The following is a 25,057-nucleotide window of genomic DNA, read 5'->3' as shown; positions in this document are numbered from 1 at the left end:
CTGCCCCGGATGATTCAAGGAACAATCGGACCCTGGTGCGGCTCACGATACTCGGAAATGATACCAAGGGCGCTGGTGGACCTGACCAGCGCATTTCCAAGCGGTCTCTCAGCCCGCCGCGATCACCTCGATCTCGACCAGCCAGTCGGGCGAAAGCGTCTGCGCCACCAGGGCCGTGGTGGGCACGACGTGGCCGTCAAGCGCGGCGATGCGGGCGGCCTGGTTGGCCTCGGCATAGGCCGGGTCGCGCAGATAGCTGGTGATCCGGACGATGTTGCGCACCGTCATGTCAGCGCTGGCCAGGATGGTGCGGATGTTCGACCAGATCAGCTCCAGCTGCGCCTCCAGCGTCGCGCCGGGAACGCCCTGGGCGTCGAGCCCCATGGTGCCGGCGACATAGAGGATCCGGTTGGACTGCCGCACCTCCAGCCCGTGGATGTAGTCGGGCGTGGCCGGATAGATCCCGTCGGTCGGATTGCGCGGAACGGTCTGCACGAGTCCCCCCTTTCGCTTGGGCCAGAGCGGCCATGGCTTGACAGCAGGGGAGCCGGCTTCCGACACTCCGCCCGCCTGGAGAATACAGGAAGACGGCGGAGGCTGAAGCATGAGTGAGGAGAGCCGGCTGACCGGCGGGCCGGACTACCGGCCGCTGGACGAGGCCTCGATCCGGCCCTATCTCACGACGCTGCCGGCGATCCGTGACCGGCTGGGCGGCGACCCGGCTGGCTGGCAGGTCACCGAGGTCGGCGACGGTAACCTGAATCTGGTGTTCATCGTCCGCGGCACCGCCGGCGGTCTCGTGGTCAAGCAGGCCCTGCCCTATGTCCGGCTGGTCGGCGACAGCTGGCCGCTGCCGCTGGACCGCGCTTGGTACGAATGGCATGCGCTGTCCGAGCAGGCGAGTCACGTGCCGCACCTGCTGCCGAAGCTTTTCCACTTCGACCCGGCCATGGCGCTGATCGTGATGGAGTGGCTGACGCCGCACATCATCCTGCGCAAAGGGCTGATCGCCGGCACCCGCTACCCGCTGCTGGCCGGGCACATGGCCGAGTTCCTGGCCCAGACGCTGTTCAAGACGTCCGACCTGTACGAGCCGGCCGCCGAGAAGAAGGCGAAGATGGCGCCGTTCTGCGGCAACACGGCGCTGTGCCGGATCACCGAGGACCTGGTGTTCACCGATCCCTACCGGATCGCCAGGCTGAACCGCTGGACCACGCCGCAGCTGGACGGCGTCGCCGCGCAGTTCCGCGCCGACGCCGCCGCCAAGGTGGCCGCGCAGGAGCTGAAATGGGCGTTCCTGACCCGGGCCGAGGCGCTGCTGCATGGCGACCTGCACACCGGGTCGATCATGGTGACCGAGACCGACAGCCGCGCCATCGACCCGGAATTCGCCTTCTACGGCCCGATGGGCTTCGACATCGGCGCCCTGCTGGCCAATTTCTTCCTGGCGTACTTTGCGCAGGCGGGACACGCGACGGCGGCGGATGACCGCGCCGACTACCGCAGCTGGCTGCTGGTCCAGGCCGAGGCGATCTGGACCGGCTTCCAGAAGCGATTCCTGGAGCTGTGGCGGGCCGAGGGCAATGGTGATGCCTTCGACCGCGGCCTGTTCGCCGATGGCGACGGCGCCCTGGCGCTGGACGCGCACCGCAAGGCCACCATGGCCCGGCTGTTCCGCGACACGGTCGGCTTCGCCGGGGCCAAGATGGTCCGGCGCATCCTGGGGCTGGCTCATGTCGCCGATCTCGAGACCATCGCCGACCCGGACCTGCGTGCCGCCTGTGAGACCAAGGCGCTGCGCCTGGCCCGCGCCTTCCTGGTCGAGCGCGACCGCTTCACCGGCCCGGCCGATCTGCGCCATGCGGCCGAGACCGTCTTCCGCGAGGGTTGAGCCATGAAGATCGACGGCGTTCCGTACCGCACCATCTGGCCGGCCGAGGATGGCTGGCGCGTGGTCATCATCGACCAGACCAAGCTGCCGCACGGCTTCGAGACGGTGGTGCTGGAGAGCGAGGACCAGGCAGCCCATGCCATCCGCAGCATGCAGGTGCGCGGCGCGCCGCTGATCGGCGCCACCGGCGCCTACGGCCTGGCCCTGGCGCTGCGCGCAGACCCGTCCGACGCCGGGCTGGCCGGCGCCTATGACCGGCTGCTGGCCACCCGCCCGACCGCGGTCAACCTGCGCTGGGCGCTGGACGATGTGCGTGGCCGGGTCGCGGCCCTGAAGCCGGCGGAGCGCGCCGCCGCCGCCTATCGCCGCGCCGCCGAGATCTGCGACGACGACGTCGCCACCTGCCGCGCCATCGGCGAGCACGGCCTGGCCGTGTTCCGCGAGATCTGGGAGAAGAAGGGCCGGCCCGAGCGCCTCAACGTTCTGACCCATTGCAATGCCGGCTGGCTGGCAACGGTGGATTGGGGCACCGCCCTGGCGCCGATCTATATGGCGCATGACAGCGGCCTGCCCGTCCATGTCTGGGTCGACGAGACCCGGCCGCGCAACCAGGGCGCCAGCATCACCGCCTTCGAGCTCGGTCGCCACGGCGTGCCGCACACGGTGATCGCCGACAATGTCGGCGGCCATCTGATGCAGCACGGCATGGTCGACCTGTGCATCGTCGGCACCGACCGCACCACCGCGACCGGCGACGTCTGCAACAAGATCGGCACCTATCTGAAGGCGCTGGCGGCGCATGACAACGGCGTGCCGTTCTACGTCGCCCTGCCCTACACCACGATCGACTGGACCCTGACCGACGGCATCCGCCAGATCGAGATCGAGCAGCGCGACGCGCGCGAGCTGAGCCACATCACCGGCCGCACCGCGGATGGCCGGCTGGAGACGGTCGGCATCCTGCCGGAGGGCAGCTCCGCCGCGAACTGGGCCTTCGACGTGACCCCGGCGCGCTACGTCACCGGCCTGATCACCGAGCGCGGCGTCTGCCCCGCCAGCCGTGAAGGCTTGGCCGGGCTGTATCCGGACCGGGCGGCGTAGGGGGTCCTCGGCAGCCGCCGGATCGCTGTCCGGGCGCCGACCTGAGCCTGATACCGGGCCGGTCGGCTCGCCGCGGCAGGCCGACCTGTGCCAAGGGCGAGGTTTGCTCGCCCTTTGATGTGCCGGACGACCGCTCCGCACAATGGCGGAGGCCGTCCGGGATCCGCGATCCTTCCCCTCGCTTCGGGGCGCCGACCGTGCGCCCCTTCGCGGGAGGTAAAGCCATGATCATCGTCATCGGCGAGACCGGCCTTATCGCGGCGGAGGTCAATGCCGGCATCCGGCGCGACGCCGCGCGCTCCGGCCAGCCCCTTGACCCTCATGAGTCGTATACGGTACGGTATCGTACCCATCCAATGCAGCGCGAGCTGCGCACAGGGGACGAGGGCTTCCGATGAAGCGCATTGCCAAGCGTGTGGCCACCGCGACCACTCTTCTCTCCCTCGTCGTCGCGGGCGGCGCCTGGGGATGGTCCTGGTGGGACGAAGGCCGGTCCAGGGAATGGACCGACAATGCCTATGTCCGCGCCGACATCACGGCGATCAGCCCAAAGGTGTCCGGCTATGTGGCCGAGGTGCTGGTCGACGACAACCAGATGGTCGAGGCCGGGGCCGTGCTGCTGCGGATCGCCGATGAGGATCATCGGGCCCAGCGCGACCGCGCCGCTTCTGCCATCGCCCAGGCCGAGGCCGCCACCGAGAATCTGGCCCGCCGCGAGGACCTGCAGCGGGCGAAGATCCGCGAGGCGGAGGCGGCGGTCGATGTCGGCCGGGCCGATGTGGAGCTGTCGCGCCGGGAGCTGGCGCGGGCGACCCGCCTGGTGGATCAGGGCTGGACGCCGCAGCGCAATCACGACACGGCCACCGCCAATTCCGGTCGCGCCCGCGCTGCCCTGGCCCAGGCCGAGGCCGTCGCGGCGGCTGCGCGCGAGCAGCTGGCGGTGCTCGACTCCGAGACCCGGCAGATCGATGCCCGCCTGGCGGAGGCGCGCGCGAATCTGCAGCTGGCCGAAATCGCTCTGGCGGACACGGTGATCCGCGCGCCCGTCGCCGGCGTCGTCGGGAACCGCCGCGTCCATGCGGGCGAGTATGTGCGGCCCGGCGTCGCCCTTCTCTCGGTGGTGCCGGTCGATGCCGTCTGGGTGGTGGCGAACTTCAAGGAGACCCAGGTCGCCCGCATGGCGGTGGGCCAGCCGGTCGAGATCCGCGTCGACGGCTATTCGGATGCGGTCATCCGGGGACGGGTGGACAGCCTGGCGCCTGCCAGCGGCGCCGCCTTCAGCCTGCTGCCGCCCGACAACGCCACCGGCAACTTCGTCAAGATCGTCCAGCGCGTGCCCGTCAAGATCGCGCTCCCCGCCGGCCACGGCCTGCTCGGCCGGCTGGTGCCCGGCCTGTCGGTCGATGTCGCCGTCGAGGTCGGGCCCAGCCCGGGCACGGCGGCGGCGGCCGAGGGCGGGCCTTCGCGGGCCGACGCCCGGATCTTCCGGACGGCGGACGAAGCGTTGTGACCGCGGCGGCCGACCCCGCCTTGTCGCCGGCCCGCCCCGCAGCGCTGTCGGCGACGCGGCCATGGCTGCTGCTCGGCTTCCTGACCGTTGCCGCCGCGATGGATGCGGTGAACAGCACCGTCCTGGTGGTCACCCGCGGCCACGTCATGGGCGGCATCCATGCCACCCAGGACGAGGTCGCCTGGGTCAACATCGCCTATCTCGTGGCCAAGCTGACCGCCTTTCCGCTGGCAGCGTGGCTGACATTGCGCCTGGCGCCGCGCCGGCTGCTGGCGGGCGCGATCCTGGTCCTGCTCGCCGGCGCCCTCGGGGCCGCCGCGGCCGGCGGCCTCGGCGTCCTGGTCGCGTGGCGGATCGCGCAGGGCGTCGCCGGCGCTGTCCTGCTCGTCACCGGCCAGGCGCTGCTGTTCCAGGTTTTTGCCCGGTCCCGGCAGGGGCTGGTCCAGGCCGTCTTCGCCTTCGCCACGACCGTAGCGCCCACGACCCTGTCCCCGGCCTTGCAGGGTTGGACCGTCGACACGCTCTCCTGGTCCTGGATGTTCCTGGCCAATGTGCCGCTGGGCCTGGCCGGCCTCGTGGGGGTGCTTCTCGCCCCGGCCCGTCACGATCGGCCGGAGGCGACAGGCCGGCTGGACTGGCCCGGCCTCGTGCTGCTGGGCGCGGCGATGACCGCCTTCGTCTATGTCACGCAGGAGGGCAGCCGCTACAACTGGTTCGACGAACCCGAGATCGTGCATGTCAGCCTCGCCGGACTATGCGCCGCCGCCGCGTTCCTGGCCTGGCAGGCCCTGGCGCGGAAGCGCGGGGCGCTGATCGACACCGCGGTCTTCCGCGACGAGCATTTCAGCTTCGGCTTCATCGTCAGCTTCGTTGCCGGCGGCGCGCTGTTCGGCAGCGCCTTCGTCATCCCGGCCTTCGCCACCGGCGTGCTCGGCCTGTCGCCGACCTATGCTGGGCTGCTGCTGCTGCCGAGCGGCGTACTGGTCTGCCTCGGCCTGCTCTTCGCGGGCGCGGTGATCCAGTTCAGGCAGCTGGATCCGGTCAAGATGGTTCCCTTCGGCATCATCTGCTTCATGACGTCGATGTGGATGCTGTCGGGCTCGACCTCCGAGAGCGGGCTGCCCGACATGGTGCCGGCCCTGCTGCTGCGCGGCCTCGGCCTCGGTCTCCTCTTCGTCTCGCTGACCGTGGGCACGCTGCGCGATCTGCGCCCGGAGGTGCTGGCCCAGGGCGTGGCCCTGTTCAACATCGGCCGCCAGATGGGCGGCCAGATCGGCGTCGCCAGCCTCGCAACCTATCTCGACCACCAGAACGCGCTGAACCGCACGGTGCTGGCCGAGCAGTTCGCGCCCGGCAACCCGACGCTGACCGATCGGCAGGAGACGCTTTCGGCATTGCTGACCGCGCGGGGCTATCCCGAGGAAGCCGGCGCCGCGGCGACTGCCGTGATTCAGAAGGTTTTCGTGCAGCAGGTGGCGACACTGTCCTTCAACGAATGTTTCCTGGCGATCGCGCTGCTGTTCCTGGTCGCCGCGCCGGTCCTGGTGGCCACCAAGCTCACCCTCGCCCGCTTGATGGGCCACGCGTCGCATGAGGCCCGCGGGCACCATTGACGAACATCCGGACCGCGGAGTCCACGGCCGCCCGGGCTTCGTCGGGTGTCGGCGGCGGCCGCAGCCCGAGCACGACCTGGAGATGGAGGTCGTCGCGGATCATCCCCAGGAAATGGTCCGCCAGCCGCTCGGGGTCGCCGGCAGCGATCCCCCACTCGCCTCCCCTCTCCTCCAGCACGCGCGCCAGATTTGCGCTCGTTCGCCCCGGCCCGGCCTCGAAGAACACCTTGGCGAGGTCGGGAAACCGGCTGCCCTCGCCCACCACCGTGCGATACAGCTGCAGGGCCTCGGGCGACATGATGACGCCGAGATAGCACAACCCGGCCTCCTGCAGCGTGGCTTCGAGATCCGCCCGGACGAAGTCGGCCTCGGCCAGGGGCCCCATGGCATTGCGGACGATCTCCCGCACCACGGTCGCGAACAGCTGCTCCTTGTTGCCGAAATAGCTGTAGATGGTGCGCTTCGAACCGCCGACCTTGGCGATGATCTCGTCCACGCTCGCCCCGGCGAAGCCGGATTTGAAGAACACCTCGGTGGCGGCCCGCAGAAACTCCTCCTGGCGAGCCTCCTGCCGCACGGCGCGTGACGCCGTCGTTCCCTCCTCCTTCCCGGCCGGTGGCTGACGTCTTCCGGTCATGGCGGCGATCCTTTTGCCCCGGAGCCGCGATGGCACGGCTCACCAGGGCGTGCAAATGAGCAGAGCTTTCGCCCAGCCTAGACGGTACCGTACCGTTTGACGATCTGCCGTCGACCGGATCGCGCCACGACACCAATCCTGCAGGGAGAGCTTCATGTCCCGTTTCCTGAGCGCCACGGCGCTGGCGCTCGTTCTGGCGGCCAGCGCCGCGTCAGCCGAGGCCAAGACGCTGGTCTACTGCTCCGAAGGCAGCCCGGAGAACTTCAACCCGCAGATCAACACCACCGGCACCAGCCTGGACGCCTCGGTGCCGGTCTATGACGGGCTGGTGGCGTTCGAGCGCGGCGGCACCAAGGTGGTGCCGGCCCTGGCCGAATCCTGGGACGTGTCCGACGACGGCACCGTCTACACCTTCCATCTGCGCAAGGGCGTGAAGTGGCATTCCAACGAGGCCTTCACGCCCACGCGGGACTTCAATGCCGACGACGTGCTGTTTTCGTTCAACCGGATGTGGAAGGACGACAGCCCGTATCACAAGGTCTCCGGCGGGTCGTACGACTACTTCGGCGACATGGGCATGCCGACGCTGCTGAAGGCGATCGACAAGGTCGACGACTATACGGTCCGCTTCACCCTGACCAAGCCGGAGGCGCCGTTCATCGCCGACATGGCGATGAACTTCGCCCAGATCCTGTCGGCGGAATATGCCGATGCGATGATGAAGGCCGGCACGCCGGAGGATGTCGACCAGATCCCGATCGGCACCGGGCCGTTCCGCTTCGTCCAGTACCTGCCGGACGCGCTGATCCGCTACAAGGCCTTCGACCAGGCCTGGAGCGGGCGGGAGAAGATCGACACGCTGGTCTTCGCCATCACCCCGGATTCCGCGGTCCGCTATGCCAAGCTGAAGGCCAATGAGTGCCAGGTGATCCCGTCGCCGAACCCGGCCGACCTGCCGGCGATGGAGAAGGACCCGGCGGTGACGGTGATCAGCCAGCCGGGGCTGAACACCGGCTACCTGGCCTTCAACGTCCTGAAGAAGCCGTTCGACGACGTCCGCATCCGCCGCGCCATCAACATGGCGGTGAACAAGCAGGCGATCCTCGACGCCGTCTATCTGGGTGCGGGCCAGGCGGCGAAGAACCCGATCCCGCCGACCATCTGGTCCTACAACGACAGCGTCCAGGATTATCCGTACGATCTTGAGGCGGCGAAAAAGCTGCTGGCCGAGGCTGGGCTGGCCAATGGCTTCGACACCGATCTCTGGGCCATGCCGGTGCAGCGCCCGTACAACCCGAACGCCCAGCGCATCGCCGAGCTGATGCAGGCCGACCTGGCCAAGGTCGGGATCCGGGCGAAGATTGTTTCGTTCGAATGGGGCGAATACAGAAAGCGAGCCCAGGCCGGCGAGCACCAGATGGCGCAGTTCGGCTGGGGCGGCGACAACGGCGATCCGGACAACTTCTTCAACAATCTCCTCGGCTGCGACGCCGCTCGGGAAGGCGGCGGAAATATTTCGAAGTGGTGCAATCAGGATTTCGAGAAGCTCATCCAGCAGGCGAAGACCACCGCCGACCAGGCCGAGCGCAGCAAGCTGTATGAGCAGGCGCAGGTGATCTTCCACGACCAGGTGCCATGGCTGCCGATCGCCCACTCGGTCGAGCACCAGGCGATCCGCAAGGAGGTGCTGAACTACGTCATCACCCCGGTGCGGATCCACGACTTCCGCGGCGTCGACATCCAGGAGTAAGGCGCGAGTCGCATCAAATGCGGCGGACTTTATGCCTGACCGTCTCGTCCGGAACGGTTGCGGCCGGCGGGTTCCCGGGCGCGGATTGACAGCACACCCCCAGGTTGCGGTAATCCCCGCAACTTGGCGCGGCTTCCGTCCGCGCCCGACCCATTGAGGGAGAACCCCATGTCCCGCTTCCTGTCCGCAACGGCGATGGCGCTGGCCCTCGCCGCGGGGATGGCGGCGTCGGCCGAGGCCAAGACGCTGGTCTACTGCTCCGAGGGCAGCCCGGAGAACTTCAACCCGCAGATCAACACCACCGGCACCAGCTTCGACGCGGCGCTGCCGGTCTATGACGGGCTGGTGGCCTTCGAGAAGGGCACCACCAAGGTGGTGCCGGCCCTGGCTGAATCCTGGGACGTGTCGGATGACGGCACGGTCTACACCTTCCACTTGCGCAAGGGCGTCAAGTTCCATTCCAGCGAGGCCTTCACCCCGACGCGCGACTTCAACGCCGACGACGTGCTGTTCTCGTTCAACCGGATGTGGAAGGACGACAGCCCGTACCACAAGGTGTCCGGCGGCTCGTACGACTATTTCGGCGACATGGGGATGCCCACGCTGCTGAAGGCGATCGACAAGGTCGACGACTACACCGTCAAGTTCACCCTGACCAAGCCGGAGGCGCCGTTCATCGCCAATATGGCGATGAACTTCGCGTCGATCCTGTCGGCCGAATATGCCGATGCGATGATGAAGGCCGGCACGCCGGAGCAGGTCGACCAGGTGCCGATCGGCACCGGGCCGTTCCAGTTCGTGCAGTACCAGCCGGACGCGCTGATCCGCTACAAGGCCTTCGACCAGGCCTGGAGCGGCCGCGAGAAGATCGACAACCTGGTCTTCGCCATCACCCCGGACGCGGCGGTGCGCTACGCCAAGCTGCAGGCCGGCGAATGCCATGTCATGCCCTATCCGAACCCGGCCGACCTGCCGGCGATGGAGAAGGACCCGAACCTCAACGTGCTGAGCCAGCCGGGCCTGAACACCGGCTATCTGGCCTTCAACGTCACCAAGAAGCCGTTCGACGACGTGCGCGTGCGCCAGGCCGTCAACATGGCAGTGAACAAGCAGGCGATCCTGGAGGCGGTGTACCAGGGCACCGGCCAGGCGGCGAAGAACCCGATCCCGCCGACGATCTGGTCCTACAACAACAGCATCCAGGACTACAAATACGACCCGGAGGCGGCGAAGAAGCTGCTGGCTGACGCCGGCCTGGCCAACGGCTTCGAGAGCGACCTGTGGGCGATGCCGGTGCAACGCCCCTACAACCCGAACGCCCAGCGCATCGCCGAATTGATGCAGGAAGACCTGGCCAAGGTCGGGATCAAGACCAAGATCGTGTCGTTCGAATGGGGCGAATACCGCAAGCGCACCCAGGCCGGCGAGCACCAGATGGCGCAGATGGGCTGGTCGGGCGACAACGGCGACCCGGACAACTTCTTCGCCAACCTGCTGGGCTGCGACGCGGCGCGGGAAGGCGGGTCGAACATCTCGAAATGGTGCGATCAGGATTTCGAGAAGCTCATCCAGACGGCAAAGGCCACCGCCGACCAGGCCGAGCGCACCAAGCTGTACGAGCAGGCCCAGGTGATCTTCCACGATCAGGCGCCGTGGCTGCCGATCGCCCATTCGGTGGTCTATGAGCCGATCCGCAAGGAGGTCACCGGCTACAAGATCATCCCGGTCGGGCTGCACGATTTCCGTGGCGTCGACATCGCGGAGTAATCCGAGCCGAGCAACAAACGAGCAGGAACGTCGTCCGCGGCGTTCCTGCCCGTCGGTTTTCCAGCCGACGGAATTTCGAACCGTCGGGCCGTGCCGGCAAATTACCGAACCTGCACGGAAATCCACCCATATCGCGTGAAACGATTCTTATCCTGCGGCCTCAACCGGCCAGTTGACATCACCCCCGCCCCCTGCGGTAATCCCGTACAACCCACGGTTTGGGCAATACAGCTATGCGGCAAGCCCAGGCCGAAGGACCACCATTGGGGGAGAGTTTCATGTCGCGTTTCCTGTCCGCCACGGCGATGGCGCTTGTCCTCGTCGCGGGGGCCGCGGTGTCCGCCGAAGCCAAGACATTGGTCTATTGCTCCGAGGGCAGCCCGGAGAATTTCAATCCGCAGATTAACACCACCGGCACCAGCTTCGATGCGGCCGGCCCGATCTACGACCATCTGGTCGAATTCACCAAGGGCAGCACCAAGACCGAGCCGGGCCTGGCCGAGTCCTGGGACATTTCGGACGACGGCACGGTCTACACCTTCCACCTCCGCAAGGGGGTGAAGTGGCATTCGAACGAGAAGTTCACGCCGACCCGCGACTTCAACGCCGACGACGTGCTGTTCACCTTCAACCGGATGTGGAAGGCGGACAGCCCGTACCACAAGGTCTCCGGCGGCTCGTACGACTATTTCAACGACATGAGCTTTCCCGACCTGCTGAAGTCGATCGACAAGGTCGACGACCACACGGTCAAGTTCACCCTGACCAAGCCGGAGGCGCCGTTCCTGGCCGACCTGGCGATGGAGTTCTCGTCGATCCTGTCGGCCGAGTACGCCGACGTGATGATGAAGGCCGGCACGCCGGAGCAGGTCGACCAGGTGCCGATCGGCACCGGGTCCTTCCAGTTCGTGCAGTACCAGGCGGACGCGCTGATCCGCTACAAGGCCTTCGACCAGGCCTGGAGCGGCAAGGAGAAGATCGACAACCTGGTCTTCGCCATCACCCCGGACGCCGCGGTGCGCTATGCCAAGCTGAAGGCCGGCGAGTGCCACGTCATGCCGTATCCGAACCCGGCCGACGTGCCGGCGATGCAGAAGGATCCGGCGCTGAACGTCCTGACCCAGCCGGGCCTGAACACCGGCTACCTGGCCTTCAACGTGACCAAGAAGCCGTTCGACGACGTCCGCGTGCGCCAGGCCGTCAACATGGCGGTGAACAAGCAGGCGATCCTCGACGCCGTGTACCAGGGCGCTGGCCAGGCGGCGAAGAACCCGATCCCGCCGACGATCTGGTCCTACAACGACAGCATCAAGGAATATAAGTACGACCCCGAAGCGGCGAAGAAGCTGCTGGCCGAGGCCGGCTATCCGAACGGCTTCGAGACCGACCTGTGGGCGATGCCGGTTCAGCGCCCGTACAACCCGAACGCCCAGCGCATCGCCGAGATGATGCAGGCCGATCTCGAGAAGCTGGGGATCAAGGCCAAGATCGTCTCGTATGAGTGGGGCGAATATCGGAAGCGGGCCCAGGAAGGCGAGCACCAGATGGCGCAGCTGGGCTGGACCGGCGACAACGGCGACCCGGACAACTTCCTGAACAACCTGCTGGGCTGCGACGGTGCGCGGCAGGGCGGCAGCAACATCTCGAAGTGGTGCGACAAGGATTTCGAGGCGCTCATCAAGAAGGCCAAGTCGATCTCGGACCAGGCCGAGCGCACCAAGCTGTACGAGCAGGCGCAGGTGATCTTCCACGACCAGGCGCCGTGGCTGCCGATCGCCCATTCGGTGGTGTTCGAGCCGACCCGCAAGGAGGTCACGGGCTACAAGGTCAGCCCGTTCGGCCGCCACGACTTCAGCGAAGTCGACATCACCGAATAAAGCGAGGTAAGGGGGAGCCGGGCGGGGGAGCAGGGGGATGCTCCTCCGCCCGCGTCTTTTCCGGCCCGGCATCCGTTATCCGATGGCATCATGCTCCGCTTCATCCTGACCCGCGTCGCCATGGCGATGATCACCTTCCTGGGGATCACCGCCCTCAGCTTCTTCCTGATCCGGGCGGTGCCCGGCGACCCGGTCCAGGTCCGGGCCGGCGAGCGCGGCGTCACGCCCGAGCGCCACGCCGAGCTGATGCACGAGATGGGCCTGGATCGGCCGGTGTCGGTGCAGTTCTTCTCCTATATCGGCGAGGTGCTGCAGGGCGATCTCGGCGCCTCGACCACCACCCGGCGGCCGGTGCTGAGCGAGTTCCTGAAGCTGTTCCCGGCGACGCTGGAGCTCGGCCTCTGCGCCATGATCTTCGCCGTGGTGCTGGGCATCCCCGCCGGCATCCTGGCCGCGACCAACCGATCCTCCCCGATCGACCATGGCATCATGGGGGCCAGCCTGACCGGTTATTCGATGCCGATCTTCTGGTGGGGGCTGCTGCTGATCCTGATCTTCTCGGTCGGGCTCGGCTGGACCCCGGTCTCCGGCCGGATCTCGGCCCTGTACTATGTCGAATCGAAGACCGGCTTCATGCTGATCGACAGCCTGATGTCGGACGAGAAGGGCGCCTTCGTCTCGGCCCTGCGCGCGCTGATCCTGCCGACGATCGTGCTCGGCACCATCCCGCTCGCCGTGATCGCGCGCATGACCCGGTCGGCCATGCTGGAGGTGCTGAGCGAGGACTATATCCGCACCGCCCGGGCCAAGGGGCTGGGGCTGAAGCGGGTGATCGGGCTGCACGCCCTGCGCAACGCCCTGATCCCGGTGGTCACCGTGATCGGCCTGCAGGTCGGCACACTGCTCGGCGGCGCGATCCTGACCGAGACCGTGTTCGCCTGGCCCGGCGTCGGCAAATGGCTGGTCGAGGCGATCAACCGCCGCGACTACCCGACGCTGCAGGGCGGCGTGCTCTTGGTCGCTACACTCGTCATCGTCGTCAACCTCCTGGTCGACCTGGCCTACGGCCTGCTCGACCCCCGCATCCGGCATGTGAAGTAAGCCGATGACCGCACCCAGCCTGCAAGAGACCCGGGCCCCTGCCCTGCCCGCCAAGCCGCCCGGCCCGTTCCTGGAATTCTGGCGCTCGTTCAGCGCCAACAAGGGCGCCCTGGCCGGGCTGATCGTGATCGTGCTGATCGCGCTGGTCGCGATCTTCGCCGACGTCGTCGCGCCGCATTCGCCGATCGACCAGGACCGCGCCGCCTTCCTGGTGCCGCCCTTCTGGCAGGATGGCGGCACGCTGGCCTATCCGCTGGGCACCGACGACATCGGCCGCGACATCCTCTCGCGCCTGATCCACGGCGCCCGCCTGTCCATGATGATAGGCTTGATCGTGGTCACCCTGTCGCTGGCCCTGGGCCTGCTGCTGGGCTTGGCCGCGGGCTTCTTCGGCGGGATCGTCGATACCGCTATAATGCGGCTCCTGGACATAATGCTGGCGCTGCCCAGCCTGCTGCTGGCGATCGTCGTGGTCGCCATCCTCGGGCCCGGCCTGGTCAACGCCATGGTCGCGGTCTCGATCGTCACCCTGCCGCATTACTCGCGGCTGATGCGCGCCGCGGTGCTGAGCCAGATCCGCAGGCCCTATGTCACCGCATCCCGCGTCGCCGGGGCCGGCACCCTGCGGCTGATGTTCGCCACCATCCTGCCGAACTGCATGGCGCCGCTGATCGTGCAGGCGACGCTGGGCTTCTCCACCGCCATCCTGGACGCCGCGGCGCTCGGCTTCCTCGGCCTCGGCGCCCAGCCGCCAACGCCGGAATGGGGCACCATGCTGGCCTCGTCGCTGCAGTTCCTGCAGCGCGCCTGGTGGGTGGTGACCTTCCCCGGCCTGGCCATCCTGATCACGGTGCTGGCCTTCAACCTGCTGGGCGACGGCCTGCGCGACGCCCTGGACCCGAGACTGAAGCGCTGATGCCTGGGATGCGAGGCATCGAATGAAGGACGACGCATCCCCTCATCTGTCATGCCCGGGCTTGACCCGGGCATCCAGAGAGCGTCGACACCTTCTGGATTGCCGGGCCAAGCCCGGCAATGACAGGAAAATTATGATCCGGTCCGTTCATTGTGGTCTGACATGCCCCTGCTCGACATCCGCAACCTGACGGTCGAGTTCCCGGCCGGCAAGGGATCGTTCCGCGCCGTCTCCGGCCTCGACCTCACCATCGATCCCGGCGAGATCCTGGGCATCGTCGGCGAATCCGGCTCCGGCAAATCGGTGACCATGCTGGCGCTGATGGGGCTGGTGGCCTTCCCCGGCAAGGTCACGGCCGACCATCTCAGCTTCGGCGGCCACGACCTCTTGAAGATGTCGCCGCGCCAGCGCCGCAAGATCATCGGCAAGGACATGGCGATGATCTTCCAGGAGCCGATGACCAGCCTGAACCCCTGCTTCACCGTCGGCTTCCAGATCATGGAGACGCTGCAGGTGCATGAGGGCGGCAGCCGCCGCGCCCGGCGCGACCGCACCATCCAGCTCCTGGCCCAGGTCGGCATCCCGGCGCCGGAGACCCGGATCGACGCCTTCCCGCACCAGTTGTCGGGCGGCATGAACCAGCGGGTGATGATCGCCATGGCGATCGCCTGCCGGCCGAAGCTGCTGATCGCCGACGAGCCGACCACGGCGCTGGACGTGACCATCCAGGCCCAGATCCTGCAGCTGCTGGCCGACCTGCAGCGCGACCAGGGCATGGCGCTGGTGCTGATCACCCACGACATGGGCGTGGTGGCCGAGACGGCGCAGCGGGTCAATGTGATGTATGCCGGCGAGCTGGTGGAGGAGCGCATGGTCGGCGGCCTGTTCGGCCGGCCGCGCCACCCCTATACCGGCGCCCTGCTGGAAGCGCTTCCGGAGCGCAGCACCGGCCACCGAAGGCTGCCGACCATCCCCGGCGTCGTGCCCGGCCCCTATGACCGGCCGTCCGGCTGCCTGTTCAACCCGCGCTGCCGCAACGTGCTGGACCGCTGCCGGGCCCAGCATCCGGAGCTGTCGCCCGACCTGGACGGGCGCACGCGCTGCTTCAATCCCCTGCAGGAGATCCGCGCGTGACCGCGGTTGTCGAGGCGCGGCAGCTGAGCCGCTTCTACGAGGTCAAGTCCTCGCCCTTCAAGGCCGCCAAGACGCTGCGCGCCCTGTCCGCGATGTCGTTCACGCTGGAGGCCGGCAAGACCCTGGCCGTGGTCGGCGAGAGCGGCTGCGGCAAGTCGACCCTGGCCCGGGTGGTGACCATGATCGAGCCGCCGAGCGAGGGCGACCTGACCATCGACGGCATCCCGGTGGCGACCGCCGATGCGGCCCAGCGACGCCGCCTGCGCGGCGCGGTGCAGATCGTGTTCCAGGACCCCTACGGCTCGCTGAACCCGCGCAAGAAGGTGGGCGCGATCCTGGAGGAGCCGCTGAAGATCAACACCGATCTGAAGGCGGCGGAGCGGCGGCAGGCGGCCGAGGCGATGCTGTCGAAGGTCGGCCTGCGGCCGGAGCATTACGACCGCTATCCGCATATGTTCTCGGGCGGGCAGCGCCAGCGCATCGCCATCGCCCGGGCGCTGATGCTGCGGCCCAAGGTGGTGGTGGCGGACGAGCCGGTCTCGGCGCTGGACGTCTCGATCCAGGCCCAGGTGCTGAACCTGCTGATGGATCTGCAGGAGGAGTTCGGCCTGGCCTATCTGTTCATCAGCCACGGCCTGTCGGTGGTGGAGCACATCGCCGACGACCTGGTGGTGATGTATCTGGGCCGGCCGGTGGAGCACGGCACCAAGGAGGCGATCTTCCGCCATCCGCGCCACCCCTACACCAAGGCGCTCTTGGCCTCGACCCCATTCGTCGACCCGACCAAGCGGGCCGAGCGGGTGGTGCTGAAGGGCGAGCTGCCCTCGCCCCTGAACCCGCCGCCGGGGTGTGCGTTTCACCGGCGGTGCCCGTATGCCACGGACATCTGCAGCGTGGACCGGCCGGAGTTGCGGCTGGTGGATGAGCGGATGGTGGCGTGCCACCATGCGGAGATGGTGGGGTAGGAGGAGGCCCCTGCCCTTCGCGGCGCTCCACCGAACTGCGCTGCGACAGTGGACCGGGCTCGGCAGCCGCCGAAAGCTGTCATCGGGGCCTCCCTTTTGCGGCAGCGATGCTGTCGGCGCTCCCATGGCGAGCTGTTCCCGGGGTTGCGGGATTTTAATTAACAGGATATGCAGGACATCTGATAAATCTTTCCTATTTCCAGGCCTCGTGCGGATGGCCGCATTTCACGGCCCGGCCGTTCTCCATGAGCGGTGGCGACCGAAGCAGGAGGACGTCTCGTGACCCAGATCCTCAACGGCACCGCCGGCAATGAAACCCTCACCGGGACCGATCCGGGCAATCCGGCCAACCCGGACGGCATCGACATCATCAATGGCGGCGCCGGCAACGACACGCTCAGCGGCCTCGGGGGCAACGACATCATCCAGGGCGGCCTGGGTGTCGATGCCATGAGCGGTGGCGCCGGCATCGACACGCTCAGCTATGCCAACGCCACCGAGGGCGTCGAGGTGCACCTGAACGCCGGCTTTGGCAACCGCGGCGAATCCACGGGCGACACCTTCAGCGGCTTCGAGAACCTGATCGGCAGCGCCTTCACCGACGGCCTGCGGGGCGACGGTGGGGCCAACACGGTCGACGGCGGCGCCGGCGACGACGTTATCCAAATCAGCGGCGGCGCCGACACGCTGATCGGCGGTTCCGGCTTTGACATCCTCGACCTCTCGGGCGCCGCGGGCTTAGCCATCACTGTCAACCTGACCACCGGCGTCGGTTCCGGGGGCGTCACCCTCTCCGGATTCGAGTACGTGGCCGGCTCGGAGTTCAACGACGTCCTGACCGCCAACCTGAACGGCGATACCATTCTGATCGGAATGGGCGGCAACGATTTGCTCAACGGCGTCAATGGCGACGACATCTTGAGCGGCGACAGCTTTGGCGGCGGCGGCACCGACACGCTCAACGGCGGGGGCGGCAACGACTGGCTCGAAGGCGGCCAGTTCGGCGACGTGCTGAACGGCGGCGCCGGCACCGACACCGCCTCCTACGCCGCCTCGGCGGCCGCGGTCGTGGTCACGGTCAACGGCCCCGCCTCGGGCGGCGATGCCCAGGGCGATATCCTGACCGGCATCGAGAATCTCACCGGCTCGGCCCTGAACGACACGCTGACCGGCGACGCCGGGGCCAATGTCCTGGCCGGCCTCGGTGGCGCCGACGCGCTGCAGGGCGGCAACGGCGTCGACACGGCGACCTACGCCGCCTCGGCCGCCGGGGTCTCGCTCAGCCTCACGACCGGCAACACCTCGGGCGGGGATGCCGCGGGCGACAGCTTCAGCAGCATCGAGAACGTCATCGGCTCGGCCTTCGCCGACACGATCAACGGCAGTGCCGGGGTGAATGTCCTGGATGGCGGCGCCGGCGACGACGTGCTGGCGGGCCGTGCCGGCGCGGACTTCCTGCAAGGCGGGGCCGGCAGCGACACGGCCTACTACATCGCATCCGTCGCGGGCGTTACCGTCAATCTCGCGACCAATGCCGCGACGGGCGGCGATGCCCAGGACGATACCTTCAGCAGCATCGAGAATCTCTCCGGCTCGGCCTTAAGCGACACGCTGACCGGCGACGCCGGGGCCAATGTCCTGGCCGGCGGCGACGGCAACGACACGCTTCAGGGCCGCGGCGGCGCGGACACGCTGCAGGGCGGCAACGGCACCGACACCGCGTCCTACGCCGCCTCGGCGGCCGCGGTCGTGGTCACGGTCAACGGCGCCGCCTCGGGCGGCGACGCCGCGGGCGACGTCCTGTCCGGCATCGAGAACCTGACCGGCTCGGCCTTCAACGACACGCTGACCGGCGACGCCGGAGCCAATGTCCTGTCGGGCGGCGACGGCAACGACACGCTCCAGGGCCTTGGCGGTGCCGACTCGCTGCAGGGCGGCGCAGGCACCGACACGGTGACCTATGCCGCCTCGGCCGTCGGGGTGGTGGTCTGGGTCGACGCCCCCCCCTACACCAGCATCGAGAACGTCATCGGCTCGGCCTTCAACGACAACCTGAGCGGCGAGTTCGTCGTCGCCGCGGCGAATGTCCTGGCCGGCGGCGGCGGCGACGACACGCTCATCGGCTTCGGCGGCGCCGATGCGCTGCAGGGCGGCAACGGCACCGACACCGCGAACTACGTCGGCTCGCTTGCCGCGGTCGTGGTCAACCTGCTGACCGGAACCGGCACGGGCGGCGACGCCCAGGGCGACACGCTGACGTCGATCGAGAACCTCATCGGCTCGTGGCAGGACGACACGCTGACCGGCGACGCCGGGGCCAACACCCTCGACGGCCTCGTCGGGAATGACGTGCTGATCGGCGGCGCCGGGGCCGACACGCTGATCGGCCTCAACGCCTCCTACGCCACCTCGGCCGCGGCCGTCGCGGTCGACCTGCTGACCGGGACCGGCACGGGCGGCGACGCCGAGGGCGACACCCTGTTCCGCATCGTGAACCTGACCGGCTCGGCCTTCGCCGACACGCTGACCGGCAACGAGGATGGCAATATCCTGACCGGCGGCGACGGCAACGACACGCTCCAGGGCGGCGGCTGGACGGACACGCTGCAGGGCGGCAACGGCACCGACACCGCGACCTACGCCGCCTCCGCCGCCGCGGTGGCGGTAACGGTCAACGGCGCCGCCTCGGGCGGCGACGCCGCGGGCGACACGCTGACCGACATCGAGAACCTGACCGGCTCGGCCTTCGCCGACGCGCTGACCGGCGATGCCGGGGCCAACATCCTGGCCGGCGGCGACGGCAACGACACGTTCCAGGGCCACGGCGGCGCCGATGCGCTGCAGGGCGGCAACGGCACCGACACCGCGACCTACGCCGCCTCGGCCGCCGCGGTCGTGGTCAACCTGCTGACTGGAACCGGCACGGGCGGCGACGCCCAGGGCGACACGCTGGCGACCATCGAGAACCTGATCGGCTCGGCCCTGGCCGACACGCTGATCGGCAGCGCCGTGGCCAATGTGCTGGCCGGCGGCGACGGCAACGACACGCTTCGCGGTAGCGCCGGGGCCGACGCCCTCAACGGCGGCAATGGGGCAGACACCGCCGATTACACCGGCTCGGCGGCGGCTGTGTCGATCAACCTGTTGACGAGTGCCGTCTCCGGCGGCGACGCCGCGGGCGACACGCTGACGGCCATCGAGAACGCCACCGGCTCGGCCCTGAACGACACGCTGACCGGCAGCGCCGGGGTCAATGCGCTGAGCGGCGGCGACGGCAACGACCTGCTCCACGGCGGGGCCGGGGCCGACGCCCTCAACGGCGGCAACGGCACGGACACCGCCGACTACACCGGCTCGGCCGCAGCGGTCGCCGTCAACCTGCTCACCGGCGCGGGCACCGGCGGCGACGCCCAGGGCGACACGCTGGCGGCCATCGAGAACCTCATCGGCTCGGCCCTGAACGACACGCTGACCGGCAGCGCCGCAGCCAATGTCCTGGCCGGGGGCGACGGCAACGACACGCTCCAGGGCCTCGGCGGGGCCGACACGCTGCAGGGCGGCAACGGCACCGACACCGCCTCCTATGCCGCCTCCGCCGCAGGCGTCAACCTCAGCCTCTCCAGCAACACCGCGACCGGCGGCGATGCCCAGGGCGACAGCTTCAACAGCATCGAGAACGTCATCGGCTCGGCCTTCGCCGACGTGATCAACGGCCAGGCCGGGGCGAATGTCCTGGATGGCGGCGCCGGCGACGACCTGCTGGCGGGCCGCGGCGGCGCGGACGTCCTGCGCGGCGGGACCGGCAGCGACACCGCCTATTACATCGCGACCGGCAGCGTCACGATCAACCTCGCCACCAACACTGCCGCAGGCGGCGATGCCGCCGGCGACACCTTCGACAGCATCGAGAACCTCTCCGGCTCGAACCAGGCCGACACCCTGACCGGCAATGCCGGGGCCAACATCCTCGACGGCGTCGACGGCAACGACACGCTCGAGGGCCTCGGCGGGGCGGACGCGCTGATCGGCGGCAACGGCACCGACACGGCGACCTATGCCGCCTCGGCCGCGGGCGTCAGCCTCAGCCTCTCCAGCAACACCGCGATGGGCGGCGATGCCCAGGGCGACAGCTTCAACAGCATCGAGAACATCATCGGCTCGGCCTTCGCCGACACGATCAACGGCGAGGCCGGGGCGAATGTCCTGAGCGGCGGCGCCGGCGACGACCTGCTGGCAGGCCGCGGCGGTGCGGACCTCCTGCAAGGCGGGGCCGGCAGCGACACCGCCTATTACATCGCGACCGGGAGCGTCACGATCAACCTCGCCACCAACACCGCCGCGGGCGGCGATGCGACCGGCGACACCTTCGACAGCATCGAGAATCTCTCCGGCTCGAACCAGGCCGACAGCCTGACCGGCGATGCCGGGGCCAACACCCTCGACGGCGTCGACGGCAACGACACGCTCCAGGGCCTCGGCGGCGCCGATACGCTGCAAGGCGGCGACGGCATCGACACGGCGAGCTATGCCGCCTCCGCCGCAGGCGTCAGCCTCAGCCTCTCCAGCAACACCGCGACCGGCGGCGATGCCCAGGGCGACAGCTTCAACAGCATCGAGAACGTCATCGGCTCGGCCTTCGCCGACGTGATCAACGGCCAGGCCGGGGCGAATGTCCTGGATGGCGGCGCCGGCGACGATGTTCTCGCGGGCCGCGGCGGCGCGGACATCCTGCAAGGCGGGGCCGGCAGCGACACCGCCGACTACATCGCGTCCGCGGCCGTCACCGTCAACCTCGCCGCCAACACCGCAACAGGCGGCGATGCCGCCGGCGACACCTTCAACAGCATCGAGAATCTCTCCGGCTCGAACTCCGGCGACATCCTGACCGGCAATGGCGTGGCCAATGTGCTCGCCGGCGGCAACGGCAACGACCTGCTCGACGGCGGCGCCGGGGCCGACACGCTGAACGGCGGCGCCGGCAGCGACACGGCGGCCTATGCCGGATCCACGGTCGGGGTCGCCATCGACCTGGCGAGCGGCGTGAACACGGGCGGCGAAGCCCAGGGCGACACGCTGACCGGCATCGAGAATCTCATCGGGTCGAACCTCGACGACCGGCTGTACGGCGACGCCGCGGCCAATGCGCTCAGCGGCGGCGCCGGCGACGACCAGCTCCGCGGCGGGGCCGGGGCCGATGTCCTCGACGGCGGCGCCGGTTCGAACTTCGCCAACTACCAGGGCTCGGCCGCGGCGGTCTCGGTCAACCTGCTGACCGGCATCCATAGCGGCGGCGACGCCGCGGGCGACGTCCTGACCAACATCGAGCACCTGTACGGCTCCAGCAACGACGACACCCTGACCGGCGACAACGTCCGCAACATCATCGGCGGCGAGCTCGGCAACGACACCCTCGTCGGCAATGGCGGCGACGACACGCTCGGGGGCGAAGGCGGCAACGACGCGCTCTCCGGCGGCGACGGTGCCGACCGGCTGGTCGGCGGGGCCGGGATCGACACCATCCATGGCGGCATCGGCAACGACTCGATCGACGCCGGCAGCGAGAACGACCAGGTCTTCGGCGAGGCGGGAGACGACAGTATCCTGGGCGGCGCCGGCGACGACCAGCTCGACGGCGGCGACGGCAACGACACGCTCGAAGGCGCGGCCGGAGCCGATGCGCTGGTCGGCGGCGACGGCATCGACACCGCGAGCTATCTCGGCTCGACCGCCGGCGTGTCGGTCGATCTCGCGACGGGTGACGTCTCCGGCGGCGACGCCGCGGGCGACACGCTCGGCAGCATCGAGCAGGTGATCGGCTCGGGTTCCGTCGACACGCTGGCCGGCGACGCCGGCGCCAACACCCTGTGGGGCATGGCCGGCAACGACGTGCTCACCGGGGGTGGGGGCGGCGACCTGCTGAAGGGCGGCGCCGGCAACGACCGGTTCGTCTACACCGCCTTGTCCGACAGCGCGGTCTCCGGCCTCGGCAAGGACGTCATCGCCGACTTCACCACCGGCGACAGGATCGACCTGTCGGCAATCGATGCCGACGGCAATTCGGAGAACGGCGACACCGCCTTCACCTTCGGCACCGGCGACTACACCCGCCATGCCGGCGAGCTGCGGGTGGTGACGGCCGGGGCGATCCAGGTGGTCTATGCCGACGTCAACGGCGACAAGGTCTCCGACTTCGCCATCAACGTCACCGCCGACCACGCCCTGACGGCCGTGGATTTCCTGCTGTAAGCGGCACTTTTGGAACACCGCTCTCACGTGAAAACGCGAGTTCAAATCCTTTGCGGAAGGATCATGGCTTCAGCGCGGATGGCGGCGCGAGGCTCGGGGGATCGATGAGGTTGCCCGGCCTGGCCGGATTGGGGGCTGGGATCGGCCTGACCGGAGCCACCTTCTGGGGGGGCTTTATATCCTGAACGACCGGCCGCTGACCGCGGACCAGCGGTGGAGACCCGCCGGCCGGCCCGTTGGCACAGGGAGCGCCATCGGCATCGACGGCCTTCGGGTCCACAACGCATTGCGCGCTGGCCATCGGTGCGAAGGCCAGGACCGCGCCGGCGAGGAGCGCCAGGCGGATGAGAGGTTTCATGGCAATGACATGCGCCGGAAGCGGCCGAGTTCAATGGCGAACTGCGGCTCACACCGGGCCCGGGTCACCGTTTCGATCCCGGGCTTTGTTCGGCTCGTCCGCCACCTGATGATTCCGCGGCCGACGATCACACGCTGCGGCGCCGCGCCCACCAGGCAGCGGAAGAGGCGGCATTCGCGACAGAAGCCGCTGCCTGCGCACCGGCCTGTTCCAAAAAAGGGGTGAAACCACCCCTGGTCTGCACCTTAAGATAGCAGTTCTCTATCATCGTGCGCCTGTTCTCACCCCCAGCGCTCAGGCCCGGTCCGGATCTCCCCCTCACCATGGTCCGGGCCGGGTTGCGCCCGAAAGATACAAAAGACACGATCGGGTCCGCACTTCCCTGGCCTCCGGCTGTTGATGGAAGAGCCATCGTAGACGGGGGAGTGGGACGTGGGATCCGACGACAGACCGACGATCCTCGTGGTCGAAGACGAGTTCCTGATCTCGGTGCTGGTGGCGGACGCGCTGGGTGCGGCCGGATTCCGGATCGTCGGCCCGGTGTCGAGCCTGGCGGATGCGCTTGCGGCCGCAAGATCCGAGGCGTTCGATGCGGCGCTGCTGGACATCCAGCTGGCGGGAGGCGAGGACGTCTATCCGGTGGCCGAGGTGCTGGCGGAGCGAGGCATACCCTTCGCCTTCGTGTCCTCCCGTCCGAAGGACCAGATCGACTATCGCTTCATCGTGCGGCCCGTGCTGTCGAAGCCTTTCAGCACGGCCGACCTGCAGGCGCTGGCGGCCAGCCTGACCCGGTGAGACCTCTCCGGCGCCGGTGGGGGCGGTGGGGGGCGGTCTCGGGGGCGCGTCGACAGATACCGCACCGGAAGGCCGGGTTCCCTGGGACATCGCAGTGACGGTGCGCCTTCGGGGTCAGGGCACGCGGTAGAACGGGTTCGGCAGCAGGAAGGCACGCTGTGCATGGCCGCCCGCGAGATCCGAGGGCTGGTCGCCGACATTGGCGACGATCGTATAGCCCTCGCCCTCGATCGCGGCGCGCACCGGCGCCTTGAACTCCGCGGCCGAGGTGAAATGCGCACCGTCCGGCACCATCGCGAGCCTCGCATAGCCGCGGTAACCCCCCGCCGCGAGGTTCCGCTCCGTCGCCGCCCGCTGGCTCTCCGGCCGCCCGGTGATGAAGAAGACCGCCACGCCTGCGGCCCGGGCCTGCCGGAACAGCGCCAGGGTCGGCCCGATTGCCGGATCGCGACCGAGCTGGTCCCAGGCGGCCCAGCCGCACGGCCCTTTCCCCGCCGGGTCGCACGGGCCGGCGATCGGCCGCCCGAAATCGTCGCGCAGGATGACCTCCCAGTTCGACAGGGCGGTCTCGTCGATGTCGAGCACCAGCGCCGGGCGGGCCACGCCGGCGGCCCGCCCGGCGAGCCAGCGCCCGGCCTGCGCGGCGATTTCGGCGACATCGCGGTCATAGGCGCCCGAGTTGCGGTAGGCGAGCGCCGCGGTCCGCGCGTCGCCGACATTGGCCGGCTGGGTCGCGACGGAGACGAACGGCGATGCGGTCGGCGCCGCCGCCCGGTCGGCAGCGCAGGCCGAGAGAAAAATCGCGAGGGCAATGGCGGCCGGCATCGAGGCCGGACGGTGGCAAAGCGACGGCATGGGCGTCCTCCCCGGTGTCCTTGCAGCGACGATACACGGTTGACGGGACACGGTTGACGGGCTTTCGCCTTCGCCGCGCGGGAGCAGCGCGGCGATCGACCTTGTGCCCATGAGGCAATCAAGGCGTGATCAGGCCATATGGACGGCTGATACCAACGGCCTTTGAGATCGACTCTCCGCCCCTTCTTCGTCATGGCGAGCGAAGCGTGGCCATCCAGTCCTGCAGCCGGAACGAACCCCACCATTCTGGATGGCCACGCCCCTGCGGGGCTCGCCATGACCGGTCAATATTTCAGGCCGCTGGTATGAGCAGTTCACGAAGCTAGACATCATGGATGCGCCCGGATCCAGGAGCTTCGCCGGCCGCGGCTTCGATCATCGCCCGGTATATCCGCCAGGCGACATCGGCAGAAACGCCGCCTGCCTGTGCGCCGACAGCAAGCATCTGGCTGGTCGGCTTCGACGGAAGCCGCTTCGTATCGCCGCGCTGATCTGCGTCGAGCCGGTAGGATCGATCCGGCCGCAAGTTCACTGAAACATC

At 68.7% G+C, this 25,057-nt stretch carries 18 protein-coding genes; 14 read left to right on the top strand and 4 right to left on the bottom strand.

Annotated elements, in window-relative coordinates; all coding sequences use genetic code 11:
- Positions 1-108 precede the first annotated feature (108 nt).
- Positions 109-495 carry a RidA family protein gene (locus QFZ27_RS11455; protein WP_429226488.1) on the bottom strand — a complete coding sequence of 129 codons (387 nt, stop codon included), beginning with the start codon at positions 493-495 and terminating at the stop codon, positions 109-111.
- A 109-nt stretch (positions 496-604) separates the two neighbouring features.
- Here QFZ27_RS11455 and mtnK point away from each other — a divergent pair, with 109 nt between their 5' ends.
- The 5 genes from mtnK (at position 605) to QFZ27_RS11430 (ending at position 6,115) form a co-directional block, all read left to right on the top strand.
- The gene (gene mtnK, locus QFZ27_RS11450) at positions 605-1,891 is read left to right on the top strand and encodes an S-methyl-5-thioribose kinase (protein WP_429226486.1); all 1,287 of its coding nucleotides are present in this window, start codon (positions 605-607) and stop codon (positions 1,889-1,891) included.
- Positions 1,892-1,894: 3 nt separating this feature from the next.
- A complete protein-coding gene (mtnA, locus tag QFZ27_RS11445; protein WP_429226485.1) occupies positions 1,895-2,992 on the top strand; it encodes an S-methyl-5-thioribose-1-phosphate isomerase in 1,098 nt (365 codons plus the stop codon).
- A gap of 224 nt (positions 2,993-3,216) precedes the next feature.
- Positions 3,217-3,390 (top strand): hypothetical protein, encoded by a 174-nt coding sequence (locus tag QFZ27_RS11440; RefSeq protein WP_429226484.1) that lies wholly within the window; start codon positions 3,217-3,219, stop codon positions 3,388-3,390.
- The gene (locus QFZ27_RS11435) at positions 3,387-4,502 is read left to right on the top strand and encodes an HlyD family secretion protein (protein WP_429226483.1); all 1,116 of its coding nucleotides are present in this window, start codon (positions 3,387-3,389) and stop codon (positions 4,500-4,502) included. Before QFZ27_RS11440 ends, QFZ27_RS11435 begins: the two co-directional genes overlap by 4 nt.
- Positions 4,499-6,115 carry a DHA2 family efflux MFS transporter permease subunit gene (locus QFZ27_RS11430; RefSeq protein WP_429226482.1) on the top strand — a complete coding sequence of 539 codons (1,617 nt, stop codon included), beginning with the start codon at positions 4,499-4,501 and terminating at the stop codon, positions 6,113-6,115. Before QFZ27_RS11435 ends, QFZ27_RS11430 begins: the two co-directional genes overlap by 4 nt.
- Here QFZ27_RS11430 and QFZ27_RS11425 read toward each other — a convergent pair.
- The gene (locus QFZ27_RS11425; RefSeq protein WP_429226481.1) at positions 6,060-6,752 is read right to left on the bottom strand and encodes a TetR/AcrR family transcriptional regulator; all 693 of its coding nucleotides are present in this window, start codon (positions 6,750-6,752) and stop codon (positions 6,060-6,062) included. The genes QFZ27_RS11430 and QFZ27_RS11425 overlap by 56 nt on opposite strands.
- A gap of 154 nt (positions 6,753-6,906) precedes the next feature.
- Here QFZ27_RS11425 and QFZ27_RS11420 point away from each other — a divergent pair, with 154 nt between their 5' ends.
- From QFZ27_RS11420 to QFZ27_RS11380, 9 genes are all read left to right on the top strand, one after another.
- Positions 6,907-8,502, top strand: coding sequence for an ABC transporter substrate-binding protein (locus QFZ27_RS11420; protein WP_429226480.1), 1,596 nt, complete (start codon positions 6,907-6,909; stop codon positions 8,500-8,502).
- A 168-nt stretch (positions 8,503-8,670) separates the two neighbouring features.
- Complete coding sequence (locus tag QFZ27_RS11415) at positions 8,671-10,269, top strand: ABC transporter substrate-binding protein (RefSeq protein WP_429226479.1); 1,599 nt, start codon at positions 8,671-8,673, stop codon at positions 10,267-10,269.
- A gap of 278 nt (positions 10,270-10,547) precedes the next feature.
- A complete protein-coding gene (locus tag QFZ27_RS11410) occupies positions 10,548-12,146 on the top strand; it encodes an ABC transporter substrate-binding protein (RefSeq protein ID WP_429226478.1) in 1,599 nt (532 codons plus the stop codon).
- Between the two features lie 90 nt (positions 12,147-12,236).
- Complete coding sequence (locus tag QFZ27_RS11405; protein WP_429226477.1) at positions 12,237-13,247, top strand: ABC transporter permease subunit; 1,011 nt, start codon at positions 12,237-12,239, stop codon at positions 13,245-13,247.
- A gap of 4 nt (positions 13,248-13,251) precedes the next feature.
- Entirely contained in the window at positions 13,252-14,163 is a 912-nt protein-coding gene (locus QFZ27_RS11400) for an ABC transporter permease subunit (protein WP_429226476.1), read from the top strand.
- Positions 14,164-14,325: 162 nt separating this feature from the next.
- Positions 14,326-15,297, top strand: coding sequence for an ABC transporter ATP-binding protein (locus QFZ27_RS11395; RefSeq protein ID WP_429226475.1), 972 nt, complete (start codon positions 14,326-14,328; stop codon positions 15,295-15,297).
- Positions 15,294-16,262, top strand: coding sequence for a peptide ABC transporter ATP-binding protein (locus tag QFZ27_RS11390; RefSeq protein ID WP_429226474.1), 969 nt, complete (start codon positions 15,294-15,296; stop codon positions 16,260-16,262). Before QFZ27_RS11395 ends, QFZ27_RS11390 begins: the two co-directional genes overlap by 4 nt.
- A gap of 279 nt (positions 16,263-16,541) precedes the next feature.
- Positions 16,542-22,508, top strand: a complete 5,967-nt coding sequence (locus tag QFZ27_RS11385; RefSeq protein ID WP_429226473.1) for a hypothetical protein — start codon at positions 16,542-16,544, stop codon at positions 22,506-22,508.
- A gap of 790 nt (positions 22,509-23,298) precedes the next feature.
- The gene (locus tag QFZ27_RS11380) at positions 23,299-23,661 is read left to right on the top strand and encodes a response regulator (protein WP_429226472.1); all 363 of its coding nucleotides are present in this window, start codon (positions 23,299-23,301) and stop codon (positions 23,659-23,661) included.
- 114 nt (positions 23,662-23,775) lie between these two features.
- On the opposite strand, the gene QFZ27_RS11375 is transcribed toward QFZ27_RS11380, so the two are convergent.
- Both QFZ27_RS11375 and QFZ27_RS11370 read right to left on the bottom strand, forming a co-directional pair.
- Positions 23,776-24,516, bottom strand: coding sequence for an HAD family acid phosphatase (locus tag QFZ27_RS11375; protein ID WP_429226471.1), 741 nt, complete (start codon positions 24,514-24,516; stop codon positions 23,776-23,778).
- Positions 24,517-24,838: 322 nt separating this feature from the next.
- Positions 24,839-25,048 carry a hypothetical protein gene (locus QFZ27_RS11370; protein WP_429226470.1) on the bottom strand — a complete coding sequence of 70 codons (210 nt, stop codon included), beginning with the start codon at positions 25,046-25,048 and terminating at the stop codon, positions 24,839-24,841.
- Between the last annotated feature and the right edge of the window lie 9 nt (positions 25,049-25,057).

Origin of the sequence: Inquilinus ginsengisoli (assembly GCF_050434925.1) — a bacterium.
In the GTDB taxonomy this organism is placed as follows: Bacteria; Pseudomonadota; Alphaproteobacteria; order DSM-16000; family Inquilinaceae; genus Inquilinus; species Inquilinus ginsengisoli_B.
This window is presented reverse-complemented; position numbering and strand designations above follow the sequence as displayed.

Excerpts from the sequence above, each read along its gene's own strand:
- mtnK (WP_429226486.1), top strand. The coding sequence starts at position 605 with ATGAGTGAGGAGAGCCGGCTGACCGGCGGGCCGGACTACCGGCCGCTG.
- mtnA (WP_429226485.1), top strand. The coding sequence starts at position 1,895 with ATGAAGATCGACGGCGTTCCGTACCGCACCATCTGGCCGGCCGAGGAT.
- QFZ27_RS11440 (WP_429226484.1), top strand. The coding sequence starts at position 3,217 with ATGATCATCGTCATCGGCGAGACCGGCCTTATCGCGGCGGAGGTCAAT.
- QFZ27_RS11435 (WP_429226483.1), top strand. The coding sequence starts at position 3,387 with ATGAAGCGCATTGCCAAGCGTGTGGCCACCGCGACCACTCTTCTCTCC.
- QFZ27_RS11425 (WP_429226481.1), bottom strand. The coding sequence starts at position 6,752 with ATGACCGGAAGACGTCAGCCACCGGCCGGGAAGGAGGAGGGAACGACG.
- QFZ27_RS11420 (WP_429226480.1), top strand. The coding sequence starts at position 6,907 with ATGTCCCGTTTCCTGAGCGCCACGGCGCTGGCGCTCGTTCTGGCGGCC.
- QFZ27_RS11415 (WP_429226479.1), top strand. The coding sequence starts at position 8,671 with ATGTCCCGCTTCCTGTCCGCAACGGCGATGGCGCTGGCCCTCGCCGCG.
- QFZ27_RS11410 (WP_429226478.1), top strand. The coding sequence starts at position 10,548 with ATGTCGCGTTTCCTGTCCGCCACGGCGATGGCGCTTGTCCTCGTCGCG.
- QFZ27_RS11405 (WP_429226477.1), top strand. The coding sequence starts at position 12,237 with ATGCTCCGCTTCATCCTGACCCGCGTCGCCATGGCGATGATCACCTTC.
- QFZ27_RS11400 (WP_429226476.1), top strand. The coding sequence starts at position 13,252 with ATGACCGCACCCAGCCTGCAAGAGACCCGGGCCCCTGCCCTGCCCGCC.
- QFZ27_RS11395 (WP_429226475.1), top strand. The coding sequence starts at position 14,326 with ATGCCCCTGCTCGACATCCGCAACCTGACGGTCGAGTTCCCGGCCGGC.
- QFZ27_RS11375 (WP_429226471.1), bottom strand. The coding sequence starts at position 24,516 with ATGCCGTCGCTTTGCCACCGTCCGGCCTCGATGCCGGCCGCCATTGCC.